Source organism: Pseudomonas sp. GW823-FHT02E01 (assembly GCF_058797535.1).
This window is the reverse complement of sequence record NZ_JBXAJS010000008.1, coordinates 142715-162736: the sequence shown is the minus strand read 5'-3', so window position 1 is coordinate 162736 and position 20022 is coordinate 142715. Positions and strand designations below refer to the sequence as shown.

Annotated in this window: 20 protein-coding genes; 2 read left to right on the top strand and 18 right to left on the bottom strand. The window is 60.8% G+C overall.

Going from position 1 to position 20022, the window contains the following annotated elements:
* Nucleotides 1-105: 105 nt before the first annotated feature.
* The 8 genes from AC1RDQ_RS20290 to ccoG all read right to left on the bottom strand — a co-directional run bounded on the left by AC1RDQ_RS20290 (nucleotide 106) and on the right by ccoG (nucleotide 8636).
* The gene (locus AC1RDQ_RS20290) at nucleotides 106-654 is read right to left on the bottom strand and encodes an adenine phosphoribosyltransferase (protein WP_008057870.1); all 549 of its coding nucleotides are present in this window, start codon (nucleotides 652-654) and stop codon (nucleotides 106-108) included.
* Nucleotides 655-734: 80 nt separating this feature from the next.
* Nucleotides 735-1469: a fumarate/nitrate reduction transcriptional regulator Fnr gene (gene fnr, locus AC1RDQ_RS20285; protein ID WP_046041331.1), complete on the bottom strand. Its 735-nt coding sequence runs from the start codon at nucleotides 1467-1469 to the stop codon at nucleotides 735-737.
* Between the two features lie 90 nt (nucleotides 1470-1559).
* The gene (hemN, locus tag AC1RDQ_RS20280; RefSeq protein ID WP_492588008.1) at nucleotides 1560-2942 is read right to left on the bottom strand and encodes an oxygen-independent coproporphyrinogen III oxidase; all 1383 of its coding nucleotides are present in this window, start codon (nucleotides 2940-2942) and stop codon (nucleotides 1560-1562) included.
* Nucleotides 2943-3179: 237 nt separating this feature from the next.
* Nucleotides 3180-3863, bottom strand: coding sequence for a sulfite exporter TauE/SafE family protein (locus AC1RDQ_RS20275; protein WP_492587971.1), 684 nt, complete (start codon nucleotides 3861-3863; stop codon nucleotides 3180-3182).
* Nucleotides 3856-4074, bottom strand: coding sequence for a cbb3-type cytochrome oxidase assembly protein CcoS (gene ccoS, locus AC1RDQ_RS20270; protein WP_056721958.1), 219 nt, complete (start codon nucleotides 4072-4074; stop codon nucleotides 3856-3858). Before ccoS ends, AC1RDQ_RS20275 begins: the two co-directional genes overlap by 8 nt.
* A gap of 22 nt (nucleotides 4075-4096) precedes the next feature.
* Nucleotides 4097-6550, bottom strand: a complete 2454-nt coding sequence (locus tag AC1RDQ_RS20265; RefSeq protein WP_492587969.1) for a heavy metal translocating P-type ATPase — start codon at nucleotides 6548-6550, stop codon at nucleotides 4097-4099.
* A 119-nt stretch (nucleotides 6551-6669) separates the two neighbouring features.
* Nucleotides 6670-7209, bottom strand: coding sequence for a FixH family protein (locus tag AC1RDQ_RS20260; RefSeq protein ID WP_057715675.1), 540 nt, complete (start codon nucleotides 7207-7209; stop codon nucleotides 6670-6672).
* A gap of 11 nt (nucleotides 7210-7220) precedes the next feature.
* Nucleotides 7221-8636: a cytochrome c oxidase accessory protein CcoG gene (gene ccoG / locus AC1RDQ_RS20255; RefSeq protein WP_090454077.1), complete on the bottom strand. Its 1416-nt coding sequence runs from the start codon at nucleotides 8634-8636 to the stop codon at nucleotides 7221-7223.
* A 417-nt stretch (nucleotides 8637-9053) separates the two neighbouring features.
* Between ccoG and AC1RDQ_RS20250 the strand changes: the two genes are divergently transcribed.
* Entirely contained in the window at nucleotides 9054-9272 is a 219-nt protein-coding gene (locus AC1RDQ_RS20250) for a hypothetical protein (RefSeq protein WP_131726882.1), read from the top strand.
* Nucleotides 9273-9513: 241 nt separating this feature from the next.
* Here the strand turns inward: AC1RDQ_RS20250 and ccoP (AC1RDQ_RS20245) are convergent, their stop codons facing one another.
* The 8 genes from ccoP (AC1RDQ_RS20245) to ccoN (AC1RDQ_RS20210) all read right to left on the bottom strand — a co-directional run bounded on the left by ccoP (AC1RDQ_RS20245) (nucleotide 9514) and on the right by ccoN (AC1RDQ_RS20210) (nucleotide 16421).
* Nucleotides 9514-10491 (bottom strand): cytochrome-c oxidase, cbb3-type subunit III, encoded by a 978-nt coding sequence (gene ccoP, locus AC1RDQ_RS20245; protein WP_349736691.1) that lies wholly within the window; start codon nucleotides 10489-10491, stop codon nucleotides 9514-9516.
* Nucleotides 10488-10673 (bottom strand): CcoQ/FixQ family Cbb3-type cytochrome c oxidase assembly chaperone, encoded by a 186-nt coding sequence (locus AC1RDQ_RS20240; RefSeq protein ID WP_003175465.1) that lies wholly within the window; start codon nucleotides 10671-10673, stop codon nucleotides 10488-10490. Before AC1RDQ_RS20240 ends, ccoP (AC1RDQ_RS20245) begins: the two co-directional genes overlap by 4 nt.
* A gap of 5 nt (nucleotides 10674-10678) precedes the next feature.
* Complete coding sequence (gene ccoO, locus AC1RDQ_RS20235; RefSeq protein ID WP_009042961.1) at nucleotides 10679-11287, bottom strand: cytochrome-c oxidase, cbb3-type subunit II; 609 nt, start codon at nucleotides 11285-11287, stop codon at nucleotides 10679-10681.
* Entirely contained in the window at nucleotides 11287-12729 is a 1443-nt protein-coding gene (gene ccoN / locus AC1RDQ_RS20230; protein WP_008050393.1) for a cytochrome-c oxidase, cbb3-type subunit I, read from the bottom strand. The genes ccoO (AC1RDQ_RS20235) and ccoN (AC1RDQ_RS20230) overlap by 1 nt, the downstream gene beginning before the upstream one ends.
* A 482-nt stretch (nucleotides 12730-13211) precedes the next feature.
* A complete protein-coding gene (gene ccoP / locus AC1RDQ_RS20225; RefSeq protein WP_492587967.1) occupies nucleotides 13212-14165 on the bottom strand; it encodes a cytochrome-c oxidase, cbb3-type subunit III in 954 nt (317 codons plus the stop codon).
* On the bottom strand, nucleotides 14162-14374 hold the full coding sequence (locus AC1RDQ_RS20220) for a cbb3-type cytochrome oxidase subunit 3 (RefSeq protein WP_223473374.1): 213 nt from the start codon (nucleotides 14372-14374) through the stop codon (nucleotides 14162-14164). Before AC1RDQ_RS20220 ends, ccoP (AC1RDQ_RS20225) begins: the two co-directional genes overlap by 4 nt.
* 3 nt (nucleotides 14375-14377) lie before the next feature.
* The gene (gene ccoO / locus AC1RDQ_RS20215; RefSeq protein WP_057715669.1) at nucleotides 14378-14986 is read right to left on the bottom strand and encodes a cytochrome-c oxidase, cbb3-type subunit II; all 609 of its coding nucleotides are present in this window, start codon (nucleotides 14984-14986) and stop codon (nucleotides 14378-14380) included.
* Between the two features lie 10 nt (nucleotides 14987-14996).
* Nucleotides 14997-16421 (bottom strand): cytochrome-c oxidase, cbb3-type subunit I, encoded by a 1425-nt coding sequence (gene ccoN, locus AC1RDQ_RS20210; protein WP_102668942.1) that lies wholly within the window; start codon nucleotides 16419-16421, stop codon nucleotides 14997-14999.
* A gap of 94 nt (nucleotides 16422-16515) precedes the next feature.
* Between ccoN (AC1RDQ_RS20210) and AC1RDQ_RS20205 the strand changes: the two genes are divergently transcribed.
* Nucleotides 16516-17193 carry an alpha/beta family hydrolase gene (locus AC1RDQ_RS20205; RefSeq protein WP_492587965.1) on the top strand — a complete coding sequence of 226 codons (678 nt, stop codon included), beginning with the start codon at nucleotides 16516-16518 and terminating at the stop codon, nucleotides 17191-17193.
* Nucleotides 17194-17381: 188 nt separating this feature from the next.
* Here AC1RDQ_RS20205 and AC1RDQ_RS20200 read toward each other — a convergent pair whose 3' ends face one another.
* On the bottom strand, nucleotides 17382-18947 hold the full coding sequence (locus AC1RDQ_RS20200; RefSeq protein ID WP_492587964.1) for a methyl-accepting chemotaxis protein: 1566 nt from the start codon (nucleotides 18945-18947) through the stop codon (nucleotides 17382-17384).
* A 105-nt stretch (nucleotides 18948-19052) separates the two neighbouring features.
* Complete coding sequence (locus AC1RDQ_RS20195) at nucleotides 19053-19844, bottom strand: CPBP family intramembrane glutamic endopeptidase (RefSeq protein ID WP_090454089.1); 792 nt, start codon at nucleotides 19842-19844, stop codon at nucleotides 19053-19055.
* Nucleotides 19845-20022 lie beyond the last annotated feature (178 nt).

Below are 20022 nucleotides of genomic sequence, written 5' to 3'. Positions count from 1 at the left end.
CCATCGCGAGCAAGCTCGCTCCCACAGTGGATTGCATTCTTTCTGACAGAACGCGGTCGAATGTGGGAGCGAGCCTGCTCGCGATGGCGGTCTGACAGGCGCCGCTTACTTGTCGCTCAACGCAAACTGCGTCAGGCAGAACGTAGGAATGCCCATGTCTTCCAGACGCTGCGAGCCACCCAGTTCCGGCAGATCGATGATCGCCGCCGCTTCATGCACCCGGGCGCCCATGCGGCGGATCAGGTTGGCGGCGGCAATCAGGGTGCCGCCGGTGGCGATCAGGTCATCGAACATCACCACCGAATCCCCCTCGCACAGGCTGTCGGCGTGCACTTCCAGGAAGGCCTCGCCGTATTCGGTCGCATAGCCCTCGGCCAGCACGTCGGCTGGCAGCTTGCCTTGCTTGCGGAACAGCACCAGCGGCTTGTTCAACTGATAGGCCAGTACCGAACCGATCAGGAAGCCACGGGCGTCCATCGCGCCGATGTGGGTGAAGTCAGCCTCGACATAACGGTGGGCGAAGCTGTCCATCACCAGGCGCAGGGCCGTGGGCGACTGGAACAGCGGGGTGATGTCGCGAAAGATCACACCCGGTTTCGGGAAGTCGATGACAGGGCGGATGAGGGATTTGATGTCGAAGGAGTCGAAGACCATCGTCGTGGTGTCCTGGCAGGGCTGCAAACGACGCAGTATAACGGCGGCTGACCCGTTTCGCTCAGCCGCAACGTTTTGTTTCAGCCTTCCAGTGAGCCACCGGCCAGGGCGCACAGCTGGATCGGGTCGATAATCCGGATTTCCTTGCCTTCTGCCGCAATCAGCTCGTTTTGCTGGAAGCGGGTAAAGACGCGGGACACGGTTTCCACCGCCAGGCCCAGGTAGTTGCCGATTTCGTTACGCGACATGCTCAGGCGGAACTGATTGGCGGAAAAACCCCGGGCGCGGAAACGTGCCGAAAGGTTGACCAGGAAGGTGGCGATGCGTTCGTCGGCGGTCTTTTTCGACAACAGCAGCATCATCTGCTGGTCGTCACGGATTTCGCGACTCATCACCCGCATCAGCTGACGGCGCAACTGCGGCAATTGCAGGGCCAGTTCGTCGAGACGCTCGAAAGGAATTTCACACACCGAGGTGGTTTCCAGGGCTTGTGCCGACACAGGGTGCTTTTCCGTGTCCATGCCTGACAGACCGACCAGTTCGCTGGGCAGGTGGAAGCCGGTGAGCTGTTCTTCACCGGTGTCGCTCAGGCTGAAGGTCTTGAGGGCGCCAGAACGGACCGCGTAGACAGAATCGAAGGTATCGCCCTGACGGAACAGAAATTCGCCTTTTTTCAGCGGCCGGCCACGTTTGACGATTTCGTCCAGCGCATCCATGTCTTCCAGATTCAGCGAAAGTGGCAGGCAAAGAGGGGCCAGGCTGCAATCCTTGCAATGGGCTTGATTATGAGCGCGCAGTTTTACTGGCTCGGACATTTCTTCAATCCTTGTGGGAATTCACACATAAGACGTAAGGGTAACTCACCATAGGATATCGAGGCCAGTCTGGGGCGCTAGCTTGCAGAATTAGATTACCCGTGAAAATCGCTGGCGACTGTGTTGTTCCAGGTACGCGTCGAACACCATGCACACCGAGCGCACCAACAGTCGCCCGGCGGGCAGGACGGTGATCCTGTCGCGATCGAGTTCGATCAGCCCGTCTTTGGCCATGTATTGCAACTGGGGCCAGAGATCGCCGAAATAGCCTTGGAAATCGATGTTGAAGGCCTGCTCGATGTCAGCGTATTCGAGACTGAAATTGCAGATCAATTGCTGGATGACCGCACGCCGCAGCCGGTCATCGGCATTGCACAGCAGGCCGCGGCTGGTGGCCAGTTGCATGGATGCGAGCGCGTTCTGGTACTGGTTCAGGTCGCTGCTGTTCTGGCAGTACAGGTCGCCGATCTGGCTGATCGCCGACACGCCGAGGCCGATCAGATCGCAATGACCGTGGGTGGTGTAGCCCTGGAAATTGCGTTGCAGGGTCGATTCTTCCTGGGCAATCGCCAGTTCATCGTCGGGCAGGGCGAAGTGGTCCATGCCGATGTAGCGGTAACCGGCGCTGATCAGTTGCTCGATGGTGCGCTGCAACATTTCCAGTTTCTGCGCCGGTGTCGGCAGTTCATCGCTGTTGATGCGCCGCTGCGGCATGAAGCGTTCCGGCAGGTGGGCGTAGTTGAACACCGATAATCTGTCCGGTTGCAGGCGGATGACCTCTTCCACGGTGCGGGCGAAATTCTCCGGTGTCTGTCTCGGCAGGCCGTAGATCAGGTCGATGTTGATCGAGCGAAACTGCAAGGTGCGGGCGGCGTCGATTACCGCGCGGGTTTCTTCCAGGCTTTGCAGGCGATTGACTGCACGTTGCACGGCCGGGTCGAGGTCTTGCAGGCCGATGCTGACCCGATTGAAACCCAGTTCCCGCAGCAGGCCCATGGTCGACCAGTCGGCCTCACGCGGGTCTATCTCGATGCCGTAGTCGCCGGAGTCGTCGTCCAGCAAATTGAAGTGTTTGCGCAAGTGCGCCATCAATTGGCGCAGTTCGTCGTGGCTGAGAAAGGTCGGCGTGCCGCCACCGAAGTGCAGTTGCTCGACTTTCTGCGTGGGGTCGAGGTGGCAGGCGATCAACTGGATTTCCTGCTCCAGACGCTGCAAGTACGGTTGCGCCCGGCCGCGATCCTTGGTGATGACCTTGTTGCAGGCGCAGTAATAGCAAATGTTCGCGCAGAACGGCACGTGCACGTACAGCGACAACGGGCGTTGGGCCTTGCGGCTGTCGCGCAGGGCATGAAACAGGTCGAAGGTGCCGACCTGGCTGTTGAATTGCACGGCGGTCGGGTACGAGGTGTAGCGTGGTCCCGCCAGGTCATAACGGCGGATCAGATCGGTGTCCCAACGAATGGCGTCGAGCATCATGCGGGCATTCCCCCGGATAGGCTGGCAGTGTCAGCCACTTTATGCGAGGGCGGGGTGGGGCATCTTGATTTGCATCAAGTGGGCGTTTGAAGCTCATTTGTGGCGAGGGGGCTTGCCCCCGTTGGGCTGCGAAGCAGCCCCAAAATCAGAGAATGCGGTGAGTCAGTGCGAAAGGAGTTGCCGGGTTTACGACGGCTTCGCCGCCGAACGGGGGCAAGCCCCCTCGCCACAATGTTAGTGCCCCATCAACCAATGCTGATGCGGCCCCGGAAAGGTCCAGATGCCGAACAGCATCACCAGCAATCCGCCCGCCATCCGCACGCTGCGCTTGCGCAACAGTGCGGTGATGCGCTCGGCGGCAAGGCCTGTCGCCAGCAGCACTGGCCAGGTGCCGAGCCCGAACGCGAGCATCAACAACGCACTGTCCAGCGCGTTGCCCTGGCTGGCCGACCATAACAAGGTGCTGTAGACCAGGCCGCACGGCAGCCAGCCCCAGAGCGCGCCCAACAGCAGCGCACGCGGAACGTTCGACACCGGCAGTAACCGGTTGGCGACTGGCTGGATGTGCCGCCACAGGCCTCGACCGAGGCTTTCGATACGGGTCAGGCCGCTCCACCAGCCGGCCAGGTACAGGCCCATGGCAATCAGCAGCAAGCCGGCGAGGATGCGCAGGAACATCGCCGCCGGGCTGCTGGCTACGGCCCATCCGGCCAGGCCGATCAGCAGTCCGGCACAGGCATAGCTCAGAATCCGGCCCAGGTTATAGGCCAGCAGCAGACGAAAGCGGCGGCTGCGTTGCTCCTTGGGAATCGCCAGGGTCAGCGCGCCCATCAAGCCGCCGCACATGCCTAGGCAATGGCCGCCGCCGAGCAAGCCGAGGATCACCGCAGACACCAGCAGTGGCGTCAATTCAAGCATGGGGCGGGGCCTTGTCGTCCGTTTTGGCCGGTTGGCCGCTGGCCTCGTCGACGGCGGCGGTGTGGTTCGGGTCCTGGTCGTCGAACAGGATGCTGTGGGCCGGGCCGTCAAGGTCGTCGTACTGACCGCTGTCCACCGCCCAGAAGAAGATATAGACGGCGATGGCCACGATCAGCAGCGCAGCGGGAATCATCACGTAAAGAGCTGGCATCTGGACTCCATGCCCGCGCGGCTCAGGCCGGCAGCGGGCGGGTTTCTGGCGTGGTGCCGGGGGCGGGCGCGCTCGGCATGCGAGTCAGGCGCAGCGCGTTCAACACCACGGTCAACGAACTGATCGACATGCCCACCGCAGCCCATACCGGAGTGATCCAGCCGAGGGCGGCGAAGGGCAACATGAGGCCATTGTACAACCCGGCCCACAGAAGGTTCTCGATAATGACCCGACGGGTGCGCCGCGCCAGGCTGAAGGCTTGCACCAGCGCGTCGAGGCGGTTGGACAGCAGCACGGCGTCGGCACTGGTTTTTGCCAGGTCGGTGGCCGAGCCCATGGCGACGCTGATATCCGCAGCCGCCAGCACCGGCACGTCATTGACCCCGTCACCGAGCATCAACACCTTGCGGCCTTCCTTGTGGAGTTGTTGCAGGACCTGCAGTTTATCGTCCGGACGCAAGCCGCCGCGGGCTTCATCGATACCCAGTTCCGCCGCCACGCTGGCGACCATCGGCGAGCTGTCGCCGGACAGCAGCAGCGTGCGCCAGCCACGCGCCTTGCACGCAGCGAGCAGCGCGGGTGCATCGGCACGCAAGCGATCGTCGAGGACGAGCCAGGCCAGCGGCCCCTCGCTGTCGCCGAGTAGCAGCCATTGGCCGGCTTCTTCGGGCATCGATGGCACCATGGCGCCGCTGAGTTCGCAGACAAAACCCGGTTGGCCGATACGCAGACGCCGCCCATCAACCAGCCCCTCCAGGCCAAGGCCCGGTGTGCTGTGGACTTCTTCGGCAGCCGTCGGCGCACGACCGAAAGCGCGGGCGATCGGATGTTCGGAGCGGTTTTCCAGGGCGGCAGCGAGGCTCAGGCATTGATCGCTGTCGAGCGCGCCGAGGGGGCGGATCGAACGCAGCGCCAGGCGTCCTTCGGTGAGGGTGCCGGTCTTGTCGAAAATCACCGTGTCGATCTGGTTCAGGCCTTCCAGCACATGGCCGCGGGTCAGCAACAGACCGAGTTTGTGCAGTGTGCCGGTGGCGGCGGTGAGGGCGGTCGGCGTCGCCAGCGACAAGGCGCACGGGCAGGTCGCCACCAGCATCGCCAGCACGATCCAGAAGGCTCGCGAGGCATCCAACTGCCACCACAGCAGGCCAATCGCGGCGGCAGCGATCAACGACAACAGCAGGAACCATTGCGCGGCGCGGTCGGCGATTTCCGCCAGGCGCGGTTTTTCCGCCTGGGCGCGATCGAGCAGGCGAACGATGGCCGAGAGGCGAGTGTCCTGGCCCAGGGCCTGGACCTCGACGGTCAGTGCGCCTTCGACGTTCATTGTGCCGGCGGTGACCGCGTCGCCGAGGGTGCGTGGTTGCGGCAGGTATTCGCCGGTCAGCAGCGACTCGTCGACACTCGACTGGCCGTCGAGGATCTTGCCGTCAGCCGGGAGAATGGCGCCCGGATGAACCAGCACCTGATCGCCGACACGCAGTTCACTGAGCAGAATGCGTTCGCTCTGGCCGTCGGCTGTCAATCGCAGGCACGAGGCGGGCAATAGATTCACAAGCTGCGCGGTGGCGGCGGCGGTGCGCTCGCGGGCGCGGCGTTCCAGATAACGCCCGGCCAGCAGGAACAGGGCAAACATGCCGACGGCATCGAAATACAGTTCGCCGACCCCGCTGATGGACGTCCAGATTCCGGCGATGTAGGCGCTGCCGATGGCCAGCGACACCGAAACGTCCATGGTCAGGTGGCGGGTGCGCAGATCGCGCATGGCGCCTTTGAAGAACGGCGCGCAGCTGTAGAACACAATCGGGGTGGTGAGGAACAGCGCGACCCAGCGCAGGATGGTGTGCAGTTCGGGGCTGAGGTCGATGTTGAATTCAGGCCAGGTGGCCATGGTTGCCATCATCGCCTGGAACCACAGCAGACCGGCCACGCCGAGCTGGCGCAGGGCCAGGCGGTTTTCGCTGGCCAGTTGTTCGCTGGCCCGGTCGGCCTGATACGGGTGTGCGGCGTACCCGATGTGACGCAGTTCGCTGAGGACCTGGCTCAGCGGCAACTGCTCATCGGCCCAGCGTACGTGCAGGCGATGGTTGGACAGGTTCAGGCGCGCTTCGGCCACGGCCGGCAAGTTGCGCAGGTGTTTTTCGATCAGCCAGCCGCAGGCCGCGCAGCTGATGCCTTCCATCAGCAGTGTGGTTTCGGCCAGTTCGCCATCGTGGCGGACAAAGGGCTGCTGCACATCGGCGCGGTCGTACAGCGCCAGTTCATCCACCAGTTGCACCGGCAGCGCTTCAGGGTTGGCCGAGGCTTCGCTGCGGTGCTGGTAATAGCTTTCCAGGCCACCGGCGACAATGGCCTCGGCCACGGCCTGGCAGCCTGGGCAGCAGAATTCGCGGGTTTGCCCCAGGACCGCAGCGGTGAAGCGGCTGCCGGCCGGGACGGGCAGGGCGCAGTGGTAGCAGGGGAGTGGGGTGGTGGTCATGGAGTATTCACTAGTACTGCTGAATCTCTATCGTCGGATAGGGCCTCATCGCGAGCAAGCTCGCTCCCACAGGGATCAACTGTGGGAGCGAGCTTGCTCGCGATGCGCGAAGCGCGGCTTTACTTTTTCAGGTCTTCGGCACCTTGCAACGGCTCATCACCGAGCAGCAGATCCTTGTCATGGCTGACCGGTTCCTCTTCGAACATGCGCCAGATGTGCTCGTCCTGAGTGCCAAGCAACTCGACAAAACGCCGGCCTTCGATCTTGTCACTCAACTGGCCGATGTAGCGGCCCTGTTCGGTTTCGCTGCGGGTCAGGGTGATCTTGCGATCCTTTTCCGGCTGGGTCGGCGAGATCAGGTTCAGCTCCAGGGTCTTGGGCTGGCTGTCGCCGCTCAGGCGCAGGTCAACCTCGCCAGTCATGCCGTCGAGATGAACGCTGGCGCGCATTTTCAGGGTCTGGGCCAGCAGCTCACGGTCGAGGGAGCGGTTGATGCCTTTGCCGGCCTCGTAGTAGTTGTCGTTGACCAGGTTGTCCGGGTTGTTCACCGCGATGGTCACCATGGACAAGGTCAGGGCCACCGAGCAGGCCAGGATCCCGATGATGATCCACGGCCAGAGGTGCTTGTACCAGGGGCTTGCGGCATTTGCTGCGGGCATGTTCAGTTCTCTCAACGATTCTGTGGGCCGATGAACCGGCTCTTGGCTTCAATGTGGACGCTGTCGTCATCGGCGTCCTTGAGGATGAATTTCACCTCGTTGGTGCTCGACGGCAGTTTTTCCGGTGCAACGGACAGCTCGGCAGGCTGGCTGACGATCTCGCCGGCCGCGACCTTGATCTCGCGTCGACCCTGCAATTTGAGATCCGGCAGGCCGGATGCTTCGAGCAGGTAGGTATGGTCGCGCTGGTCCTTGTTCATGATTTTCAGGCTGTAGACGTTTTCGATCCGGCCTTCGGCGTTCTCGCGGTACAGCACGCGGTCCTTGCTGACATCGAAACCCACCAGCGCACGCATGAAGAATGCCGTCACCAGCAGGCTGATCATCGCCAGCAGCACAATGGCATAGCCAATCAGGCGCGGGCGCAGTTTATGGGTTTTCTGTCCGGACAGGTTGTGCTCGGTGGTGTAGCTGATCAGTCCGCGCGGGTAGTCCATCTTGTCCATGATGGCGTCGCAGGCATCGATGCAGGCGGCGCAACCGATGCATTCGATTTGCAGGCCGTCGCGGATGTCGATGCCCGTCGGGCAGACCTGGACGCACATGGTGCAGTCGATGCAGTCACCCAGGCCCTGGGCCTTGTAGTCGATACCTTTTTTACGCGGTCCACGGCCTTCGCCACGGCGCGGATCGTAGGAAACGATCAGGGTGTCCTTGTCGAACATCACGCTCTGGAAGCGTGCGTACGGGCACATGTAGATGCACACCTGTTCGCGCAACCAGCCGGCGTTGCCGTAAGTGGCGAGGGTGAAGAAACCGACCCAGAAGTACGACCAGCCATCCGCCTGGCCGGTGAAAAATTCGAACACCAGTTCGCGGATCGGTGAGAAGTAGCCGACGAAGGTCATGCCGGTAACGAAGCCGATCAACAGCCACAAGCTGTGTTTGCTGAACTTGCGCACAAATTTGTTGGCGCTCATCGGCGCCTTGTCGAGCTTGATGCGTTGGTTGCGGTCACCTTCGGTGACTTTTTCGCACCACATGAAAATCCAGGTCCAGACACTTTGCGGGCAGGTATAGCCGCACCAGACCCGTCCGGCGTACACGGTGATGAAGAACAGGCCGAAGGCGGCGATGATCAACATGCCGGACAGCAGAATGAAATCCTGAGGCCAGAAGGTGGCGCCGAAAATGAAGAACTTGCGCTCCGGCAGGTTCCACCACACGGCCTGATGACCGCCCCAATCCAGCCACACCGTGCCGAAGTACAGCAGGAACAACAGGGCTCCGCCGGTCATCCGCAGGTTGCGAAACAGGCCGGTGAAGGCGCGGGTGTAGATTTTTTCCCTGGAGGCGTAGAGGTCGACGCTGTTGTTCGCGTTTTTGGTGGGTGGAGTGACGTCGTGTACCGGAATCTGGTTGCTCATCATTGCATCCCACGGCAGTGGAAAAATGCCTCGGTCAGTACGTGCCGACCGCGGTCAAAAAGGGGTGTTGCAGTGGCGCAATGATACGCCTGTCGCTCTAGCCTGCGGGTGCGACCTTTGGTCGCGTTGGGGAAAAATCATGAATGGTGTAGCAGATGTAACAAAACATGATGCAGGTCAATTGACTATAGACGATTTATCTTTTTTCTCCGTCGAGCGTCGACGGGTGCCTGGGTGGAAAGAGATATCAAAAGTCTGCTGTATAAAGAATATATTTTTAACTTTGGTCATACTTTGTGATTGTTGGTCGATGGATGTTTGGTTCTTGTTTTAATAAGTTGTCACTGCGGCAGCAATAAGATTTGATTGTGGTGTTGCGTGTCGTATATTTAAAAATCTACTTAAGGATAAGTAAAAATGTCTATTAATGATAAAGATTGCACCTGGGCAACTCAGTCTGTTGGACCAGTCACTGTCGAAGCTCATGAGCCTGGTACAGACTGCACGATTCCGGCACCAGCCACGACTGTGGATATGGTGGCGCCGACGGCGAAAAAAGTTCAGGAAAATCGCTCTTCAGGCAACAAGAAAGGGACTGGTGGTCTGGACAGTCTGGGTGGCGGTAACCTTCCTTGATTACAACCAATACGCATGAATGCGAAGTGTGTTCATGAGCGTCTAAAACGGTTTTGCCAACTAAAAATGGCGAAGCCGTTTTACATTGGTTGATTGAAGAGTGCGTGAAAAATAATAACCCGGATGACTCGCCAGCAAGTCCATGGAACTATGCGCAAATAAGCGTGCGTAGACTTGAAATGAAAACGGCCCCGCCAATTCACATTGGCGGGGCCGTTTTTTGTTGCTTCAAGCGTTTGCCTTACTCGGCGTCCGCTGCCTTCTCACCGTGAGACAGGCTGTAGACGTAAGCGGCCAGCAGGTGAACCTTGTCGTTACCCTGCATTGCCTCTTGTGCAGGCATCTGGCCCTGACGGCCGTAACGGATGGTCTGCTGCAGTTGAGCGAAGCTCGAGCCGTAGATGAACGCTGCCGGGTGAGTCAGGTCAGGTGCGCCCATCGCTGGCGTACCCTTGCCTTCCGGACCGTGGCACGCCACGCAGTTGGTGGCGAACAGTTTCTGCCCGGCAGCCGGGTCGGCCTTGGCGCCTTCCGGCAGCTTGCGGCCATCGAGGTTGGTCAGGATAAACGCGGCCACGTCGGCCACGCCTTGCTCTCCGATCACTTCAGCCCACGCAGGCATCACCGCGTGACGGCCGCCCATGATGGTGGTCTTGATGGCTTGCGCGTCGCCGCCCCAGCGCCAGTCGGCGTCGGTCAGGTTAGGGAAGCCGTAGGCGCCCTTGGCGTCGGAACCGTGGCAAACCGAGCAGTTGGAGGCGAACAGGCGGCCGCCCATCTTCAGGGCTTGCGGGTCCTTGGCCACTTCTTCGATTGGCATGGCCGCGAACTTGGCGAAGATCGGACCGAACTTGGCGTCCGACCTGGCCATTTCCTTTTCCCACTCGTGAACGCCGGTCCAGCCGGTCTGGCCGTTGGCGAACGGGGTCTGCTTCTCGTTGTCGAGGTAGCCATAACCCGGCAGCAGGCCTTTCCAGTTACCCAGGCCCGGATACAGCACCAGGTAGCCCAGTGCGAAGATGATGGTGCCCACGAACAGCATGAACCACCATTTCGGCAGCGGGTTGTCGTACTCCTCGATGCCATCGAAGGAGTGCCCGACGGTCTCGTCTGTCTGCTCGGTGCGCTGGCCCTTGCGGGTCGACAGCAGCAGCCAGGTCAGGGAAAAGATCGTACCGAGACTGAGGACTGTGACGTACAGACTCCAGAATGTAGTCATTCTTTGTTACTCCTAGAAGCTTGCTCGACGTGCTTGATGGCTTCGGGATCATCCGCAAAAGGCAGCAAGGTCGCGTCTTCAAACTCAGACTTGCGCTTGGGGCTGAATACCCACAGCGCCAGACCGATGAAGGCCACCATCACAACGACGGTGCCCAGGCCACGAATCATCCCGATATCCATTTAGATCACCGTTTGCTTTTGATGATGGTGCCCAGGCCTTGCAGATAGGCCACCAGCGCGTCCATTTCGGTTTTGCCCTTCACAGCATCCTTGGCGCCGGCGATGTCTTCGTCGGTGTAAGGGACGCCGAGCGTGCGCAAGACTTCCATTTTCTTGGCGGTGTCTTTGCCGTCGAGCTTGTTTTCCACGAGGAACGGGTAGGCTGGCATTTTCGACTCAGGCACCACGTTGCGCGGGTTGTACAAGTGCGCACGCTGCCAGTCATCGGAGTAACGACCGCCGACGCGGGCCAGGTCCGGACCGGTACGCTTGGAACCCCACAGGAACGGGTGGTCCCAGACGCTTTCACCGGCGACCGAGTAGTGGCCATAGCGTTCGGTTTCAGCACGGAACGGGCGGATCATCTGCGAGTGGCAGCCGACACAACCGTTGGCGATATAAACGTCCCGGCCTTCCAGTTCAAGGGCGGTGCGGGGCTTCATGCCCTCGACCGGCTTGTTGGTGACATCCTGGAAAAACAGCGGAACGATCTGGGTCAGGCCGCCGATGCTGACGGCGATGACCATGAAGAAGGCCAGCAGGCCAATATTCTTCTCGACTGCTTCATGCTTCATCAGTGAGCTCCAACTACGGCAATCTGTTCGGCGGCTTTGGCTTCAGCCGGGTTCGAGGCGCGTACGGTACGGAATACGTTGTAGGCCATGAACAACATGCCGGTGGCGAAGAACGCACCGCCCAGGGCGCGGACAATGAAGCCCGGGTGGCTGGCTTGCAGCGCTTCGACGAACGAGTAGGTGAGGGTGCCGTCATCGTTGATTGCACGCCACATCAGGCCCTGGGTGATGCCGTTGACCCACATCGAGGCGATGTAGAGCACGGTACCGATGGTCGCGAGCCAGAAGTGCGTGTTGATCAGGCCGGTGCTGTGCATCTGCGCACGACCGAACAGTTTCGGGATCATGTGGTAGATGGCGCCGATCGAGATCATCGCAACCCAGCCCAGAGCGCCGGCGTGTACGTGGCCGATGGTCCAGTCGGTGTAGTGCGACAGGGAGTTGACGGTCTTGATGGCCATCATCGGGCCTTCGAAGGTCGACATGCCGTAGAACGCCAGGGAGACGACCAGGAAGCGCAGGATCGGGTCGGTGCGCAGCTTATGCCAGGCGCCCGACAGGGTCATCATGCCGTTGATCATGCCGCCCCAGCTTGGCGCCAGCAGGATGATCGACATTGCCATGCCCAGGGACTGAGCCCAATCCGGCAGCGCGGTGTAGTGCAGGTGGTGCGGACCGGCCCAGATGTACAGGGTGATCAGCGCCCAGAAGTGCACGATCGACAGGCGATAGGAGTAGATCGGACGTTCGGCCTGTTTCGGCACGAAGTAGTACATCATGCCCAGGAAGCCGGTGGTCAGGAAGAAGCCCACGGCGTTGTGGCCGTACCACCACTGGATCATTGCGTCCGTCGCACCCGAGTAGGCCGAGTAGGACTTGAACAGGCTGACCGGCAGCGACATGTGGTTGACGATGTGCAGCATCGCGGTCACGACGATGAACGCGCCGTAGAACCAGTTACCCACATAGATGTGCTTGGTCTTGCGCTTGACGATGGTGCCGAAGAACACCAGACCGTAGGTGACCCAGACAATGGCCAGCAGAATAGCCAGGGGCCATTCCAGTTCCGCGTATTCCTTGGTGGTGGTGAAACCCATCGGCAAGGTAATGATCGCGCCGACGATCACCGCTTGCCATCCCCAGAAGGTGAAGGCGGCGAGGCTGTCGGAAATCAGTCGCGTTTGGCAGGTTCGCTGCACGACGTAATAAGAAGTGGCAAACAGTGCACATCCACCGAAGGCGAAAATCACCAGGTTGGTGTGCAACGGGCGCAGGCGTCCAAAGCTCGTCCATGCCAGACCGAAGTTCAACTCCGGCCAGACCAGTTGCGAGGCGATGAAGACACCAAGCCCCATGCCAAGGATCCCCCAGACCACCGTCATGATGGCGAACTGGCGGACTACCTTATAGTTATAAGCAGTCGGACTGATTGCTGTGCTCATTCTAAGGTTCCACGGTTTGGGTGTTTTATTAGGATTAAAAATCGGCCGCAAGTATGGAGAAAGCAGGGGGTCATTGCAACGCGCCATGACCTGGGTCAATGCTTTCAAAAGCTGATTCTGCGGCCTTTCCATGCGCCGCGTAGGGACAAAATTGCCCGTGGGCAAAACGTCCCGGCGGACTGATCAGGCGAGGGGGTCAGGTCGGATGTAACGCGGTGTGTTCAAACGCAACGTTTGGCTGACCGAAGGCAACTGGCGCGACAGCCGGTATCTACCAGCCTTTGCGGCCTGTCATCGGGCAGATTCGTCGAACACATCGTTCAGGGTCGACCTGGAACCGGCACCGGCCAGTCCGCATCGGGGGAAGCTTAGACTCGAATCCGGGGTTCCGAAAGAAAGTCTGTGCGAGGGTGCGACAATGGGTCGCAAAGGGGCAGGGAACTGCCGCATCCGGGAGAATGCGGCAGCAGAGCGGTCGGAATTTATTTGCGGTTGTCTTCAGCCTGCAGGCGCTCGGTATTCAAACCGTGGGACAGGCTGTACACATACGCAGCCAGCAACTGCACCTTATCGTTGCCGAGCAGTTCGTTCTGCGCCGGCATATGGCCTTGGCGACCATGCCGAATCGTCTGTTCAAGCTGCGTCAGGCTTGTACCGTAAATGAAGCCGGCCGGGTGGGTCAGGTTCGGTGCGCCCATGGCTTCAGTGCCCTGGCCATTGGCTCCGTGACAGGCGACGCAGGTGGTGCTGAAGGCTTGCTGTCCGGCTTGCAGGTCGGCTTTGCTGTCGGTAGGCAACGGCAGCTTGGCCAGGCCATGGCGCACATAAGCGGCGACGTTTTTCACACCTTCCTCCCCCAGGGCTTCACCCCAGGCCGGCATCATCGCCATCCGGCCGCCCATGACGGTGGTCTTGATGGTTTCCGGGTTGCCGCCCCAGCGCCAGTCGCTGTCGGTCAGGTTGGGGAAGCCGAATGCACCCTTGGCGTCCGAGCCGTGGCACACCGAGCAGTTGGAGGCAAACAGGCGGCCGCCCATTTTCAGAGCCTGCGGGTCCTTGGCCACTTCTTCCACGGGCATTGCCGCGAATTTGGCGAAGATCGGCCCGAACTTCGTGTCAGCCTTGGCCATTTCCTTTTCCCATTCGTGCACCCCGGTCCAGCCGTTTTCGTAGCCGGGGAGGATGCCTTTCCAGTTGCCCAGGCCCGGATAGAGGATCAGATAGCCGACGGCAAACACCAAGGTGCCAACGAACAGCATGAACCACCATTGCGGCAACGGATTGTCGTACTCCTCAATACCGTCGAAGCTGTGGCCCATGGTCTGGTCGACACTGCCCTTGGTTTCGCCCTTGCGGGTGCTGAGCAGCAACCAGGTCAGGCCGATCAGGCTGCCGATGGTCAGTACGCAGATCCACGTACTCCAGAAGGTGGTCATGGCCGGGTACTCCTTGTTGCTGATTCTTCAGTGATGTCGGGTTGTGGCTCGTCGGCGAACGGCAACAGGCGCGCTTCGGCGAATTCCGGGCTGCGCTTGCCGTTGAATACCCACAGTGTCAGGCCGACGAAGGCCACGAACACCACGACGGTGCCCAGGCCGCGGATCATTCCAGTGCTCAATTCGATCTCTGTAAAAGACAGGGGCATGGCTCACCTCTTGCTCTTGATGGCAGTGCCGAGCACTTGCAGGTAGGCGACCAATGCATCCATTTCGCTCTTGCCCTTGAGTGAAGCGACGGCGCCGGTGATGTCTTCGTCGGTGTACGGCACGCCCAAGGTACGCATGGCCTTGATCTTGGTTTCGGTATGACTGCTGTCGACCGGGTTGGCCACCAGCCACGGGTACGCCGGCATCTTCGACTCCGGCACGACGTTGCGCGGGTTGTACAAGTGCGCGCGGTGCCAGTCATCGGAGTAGCGCGCACCGACACGGGCCAAGTCCGGCCCGGTGCGTTTCGAGCCCCACAGGAACGGGTGATCCCACACGCTTTCGCCAGCCACCGAGTAGTGCCCGTAGCGTTCGGTCTCGGCACGGAACGGACGGATCATCTGCGAGTGACAGCCGACACAGCCTTCGCGGATATAGATATCGCGACCTTCCAGTTGCAGCGCGGTGTAGGGCTTCATGCCTTCCACCGGTTTGTTGGTCACGTCCTGAAAGAACAGCGGGACGATCTGGGTCAGGCCGCCGATGCTCACGGCCAGGATCATCAGCAGCAGCAACAGGCCGACGTTTTTCTCGATAGTTTCGTGTTTCATGGCGGACTCCTCAGGCCATCTGCGCGGCAGCGGCGACTTCGGCAGGCTGCGAGGCCCGCACGGTGCGCCAGGTGTTGTAGGCCATCAGGAACATGCCGCTGAGGAAGATCGCGCCACCCACCAGCCGCACGACGAAGCCTGGGTGGCTGGCCACCAGGGTTTCGACGAAGGAGTAGGTCAGCGTGCCGTCCTCGTTCACCGCACGCCACATCAGGCCCTGGGCGATGCCGTTGACCCACATCGAGGCGATGTACAGAACGGTGCCGATGGTGGCGAGCCAGAAGTGCGCGTTGATCAGGCCGATGCTGTGCATCTGCTCGCGGCCGAAGACTTTCGGGATCATGTGGTACAGCGCGCCGATGGAGATCATCGCCACCCAGCCCAAGGCGCCTGCGTGTACGTGGCCGATGGTCCAGTCGGTGTAGTGGGAGAGGGCGTTGACCGTCTTGATCGCCATCATCGGCCCTTCGAAGGTCGACATGCCGTAGAACGCCAGCGACACCACGAGGAAGCGCAGGACGGGGTCGCTGCGCAACTTATGCCAGGCACCCGAAAGGGTCATCATGCCGTTGATCATCCCGCCCCAGCTCGGCGCCAGCAGGATCAGCGACATCACCATGCCCAGCGACTGCGCCCAGTCCGGCAGCGCCGTGTAGTGCAAGTGGTGCGGACCGGCCCAGATGTAAAGGGTGATCAGTGCCCAGAAGTGCACGATGGACAAACGATAGGAGTACACCGGACGTTCGGCCTGTTTCGGCACGAAGTAATACATCATCCCGAGGAAACCGGCGGTGAGAAAGAAGCCTACGGCGTTGTGCCCGTACCACCATTGCACCATCGCATCGGTGGCACCGGAGTACAGCGAGTAGGACTTGGTGAAGCTGACCGGCAGTTCCATGTTGTTGACGATGTGCAGGATCGCCACGGTGACGATGAATGCACCGAAGAACCAGTTACCGACATAGATGTGCTTGGTCTTGCGCTGCATGATCGTGCCGAAGAACACGATGGCGTAGGCGACCCAGACAATGGTGATCAGGATGTCGATCGGCCATTCCAGCTCGGCGTATTCCTTGGAGCTGGTGTAGCCCAGCGGCAGGCTGATGGCTGCCAGGAGAATCACAAGCTGCCAGCCCCAGAAACAGAACGCGGCGATTTTCGGCGCAAACAATTGGGTCTGGCAGGTGCGTTGCACCGAGTAGAACGAACTGGCGAACAGCGCGCAGCCGCCGAACGCGAAGATCACCGCGTTGGTGTGCAGCGGGCGCAAACGGCCGAAGCTGGTCCACGGCAGATTGAAGTTGAGTTCGGGCCAGACCAACTGGGCAGCGAGAAAAACCCCGAGCCCCATGCCGACGATGCCCCACACCACCGTCATAATGGCGAATTGGCGGACCACCTTGTAGTTGTAGGCGGTACTGATAGAAGTGTTCATGGTTCCCCATCCACGGTTCAGCCGAAGTGAGCGCGCAGCGCAAGGCAGTGCACCCTTCGGCCGGAGTTATAGGCAGACTAAAAGCGAGGCAAGCATGGACAAAGGGCACAAGGCCGGTATTGACGGGGATCAATGGGTGCAGTGCGTGCGGGATCATGGATGGTTGTGGAATGCCGCCGCTGGCAAGGCTGCGGCGACGCTGATCCTCGCCCATGGCGCCGGCGCACCGATGGACAGCGACTGGATGAGCGACATGGCTGCACGCCTCGCCGCTCAAGGCGTCAACGTGTTGCGCTTCGAGTTTCCCTATATGGCGCAACGGCGCCTCGATGGCGGTAAACGCCCGCCGAACCCCGCGCCGAAACTGCTGGAATGCTGGCGTGAGGTGTATGCCCAGGTGCGACGCCATGTCACTGGGCCGCTGGCCATCGGCGGCAAGTCCATGGGCGGGCGCATGGCCAGTCTGCTGGCGGATGAGTTGGGCGCGGATGGGCTGGTGTGCCTGGGTTATCCGTTCTATGCGGTGGGCAAACCGGAGAAGCCACGGGTTGAGCATTTGGCGGAGTTGAAGACGCGGACCTTGATCGTGCAAGGTGAGCGCGATGCGTTGGGCAACCGGGAGGCGGTCGAGGGTTACGCGCTATCGCCGGGTATCGAGGTGTTCTGGCTGGTGGCGGGGGATCATGACTTGAAGCCGCTGAAGGCTTCGGGGTTTAACCATGAGCAGCATTTGGCGGCGGCGGCGCAGAAGGTGGCTTCATTCCTTCAGTGAGGTTTTGTGCGGGCTGTAAGGCCCCCATCGCGAGCAAGCTCGCTCCCACAGTGATTTGTGGTGTGGCTCAAAACCCTGTGGGAGCGAGCTTGCTCGCGATGGGGGACTACCAGACAACATCACTGTCACCGGCTCAATAAAAAACCCGGAAGCTCTCACTGTCCGGGTTTTTATCATTCCAGCAGCAATCAGCGGTTAAACCGCTCCACCAACGAATACTGGGTATTGGCAGTCTTGGTCAGCTCTTCACTCAGCAACGCCGAGTTCTGCGCCTGTTCCGAGGTCTGGTCCGCCAGTTCCGAAATGTTGCTGATGTTGCGGCTGATCTCTTCGGCCACGGCACTTTGCTCTTCGGTCGCGGCGGCGATCTGGGTGGTCATGTCGGTGATGTTGGCCACCGCTTCGCTGATCCCCACCAGCGCCTGGTCCGCTTCCAGTACCCGCGCCACGCCTTCTTCCGCCTGACGATGCCCGGCTTCCATGGTTTGCACGGCAGTGCCGGCGGTGTGCTGGAGCTTGGCGATCAGCGCGTGAATCTGCCCGGTGGACTCGCTGGTGCGTTGCGCCAGCTGACGGACTTCGTCGGCCACCACCGCAAAACCACGACCCATCTCGCCGGCACGGGCCGCTTCGATGGCGGCGTTCAGGGCCAGCAGGTTGGTCTGGTCGGCGATGCTTTTGATCACGTCGACCACGCCACCGATTTCGTTGCTGTCCTTGGCCAGTTGGGTCACGGTCACGCCGGTTTCACCGACGACTACCGACAGGCGCTGGATGGCTTCGCGGGTTTCCCCGGCGATGTCACGACCACGACCGGTCAGGCGATTGGCTTCCTGGGTGGCGTCGGCGGTGCGTTGCACATGACTGGCGACTTCCTGGGTGGTAGCGGCCATCTGGTTGACGGCGGTGGCCACTTGCTCGGTCTCGACCCGTTGACGTTCCAGGCCGCTGGAGCTGTTGTGCGCCAGGGCGTCGGACTGTCTGGCCTGATCGGTCAGGTGTTCGGCCGTGTCCTGCAGACGCGTCAGGCAGGTTTTCAGGCGTGCTTCCTGACTGAGAATGGACATTTCCAGACGCGCCTGGGCGCCGCGGCTGTCGGTGTACATCTGTGCGATCAACGGATCGGAGGTGGTCTGCTCGGCCAGGCGCAGCAAACGCTTGAGGCCTCGCTGTTGCCACTGGAGGCCCATCAGGCCCAGTGGCACCGAGAGCCCCGCAGCCAGGGCAAACCCCCAGTGGGAGTTCAACGAGGCACCGATCATGAAGCTCAATTGGCTGACCAGAATGAACGGCAGCCAGTCCTGCAGCATCGGCAACCATTTATCCGAGGAGGGAATGGCTGACTTGCCCTGGTTGATGCGCTGGTAGAGCGCTTCGGCACGGCGGATCTGTTCGGCGGTGGGCTTGACCCGCACCGACTCATAACCGATCACCTGATTGCCTTCGAAGATCGGTGTCACATAGGCGTTCACCCAGTAATGATCACCGGTCTTGCAGCGATTCTTGACAATGCCCATCCATGGCAAGCCTTGTTTCAGCGTGTCCCACATGTGTGCGAACACCGCCGCCGGGACGTCGGGGTGACGGACCAGGTTGTGCGGTGCACGGATCAATTCCTCTCGGGAGAACCCGCTGATCTCGACGAAAGCATCGTTACAGTAGGTGATCATGCCCTTGGCATCGGTGGTGGAAATCAACCGTTGCTGAGCCGGGAAGGTCCGCTCGCGTTGTGTAATTGGCTGGTTGTTACGCATGGCTTTTTTAATCCGCAAGGCTTTCAAGTGCTGTATCGGCAAGGCTGGCGGATTGTTGAGATTATTTTTCGATAATCGGCAATGCGTCGCAAAATGACCCTTGCGTCAGCCGGCGAGCATCGGATAGGTGAACAGACCGAAGTGCAGCAGGTTCAGGCCAAAGTGGCTGGCGATGGCGGCACCCAGCCCCCCGAACCGATAGGCCAGGCCATAGCCGACCCCGGCCAGCGTTGCCAGCAATACCCACTGCCATCCCGCGCCGGCATGGGCCAGGCCGAAGACCAATGACGCCAGCAGCAGGGCGAGGTGTTCACCGTAGGGCCGGTCTTTGAGATACCGGGTCAGGCCGCCCTGGATGTAGCCACGGAACAGCGCCTCTTCGACCAGCGTCACCAGCAGCAGATTGTTCAGCAACCACAGCCAGGCTTGATCCGGCCATTTCGGCGCCCAGGCGATTACGCCCAGCAACAGCGCGCCACCCAATGCCAGCATGGCGCTCAAGGTCAGGGCCAGTACGGTGGCATACAGTGACAACCGAAGCGAACGGCGGCCGACAATCCACGGGCAAACCAGTAACAGCCAGAAGCCGATCAGCGGTTTGTCCAGGTTCAGGTGCATGGCGAATGACACGGCATTGTCGGTAAAACGCTGGGGGTCGATGGCGCGACCGTTATAGAAGCCGGGTAGCCAATGCGTCGCCAATGCCAGGGCCAGAACGATGAACAGGCCGTGGCCGAGGTTGCGGGCAAAAGGGATGTCGCGTTGGCGGACGGCGACACCTGCGACCAGCAACAGGAACACCGAGATTGCCGAGAGCCAGCCGAGATGGCCGTAGGTCAGCGCCAGGCCGTAGCCGAAGGAAAGCAGGGCCAGAAGCGTCCATGGCAGGGCAATCATTTGAAGTCCTTTTGTCGGGATTTGCGATGCACCGCCAACCCCCTGTGGGAGCGAGCTTGCGCACGATAGCTTACCGACTGTCGGCAACAATGTTGAATGTTCTCTCCATATCGCGAGCAAGCTCGCTCCCACATGGCTTTTCGTGGCCCAAACAAAGACACCGCCCGAAGGCGGTGTC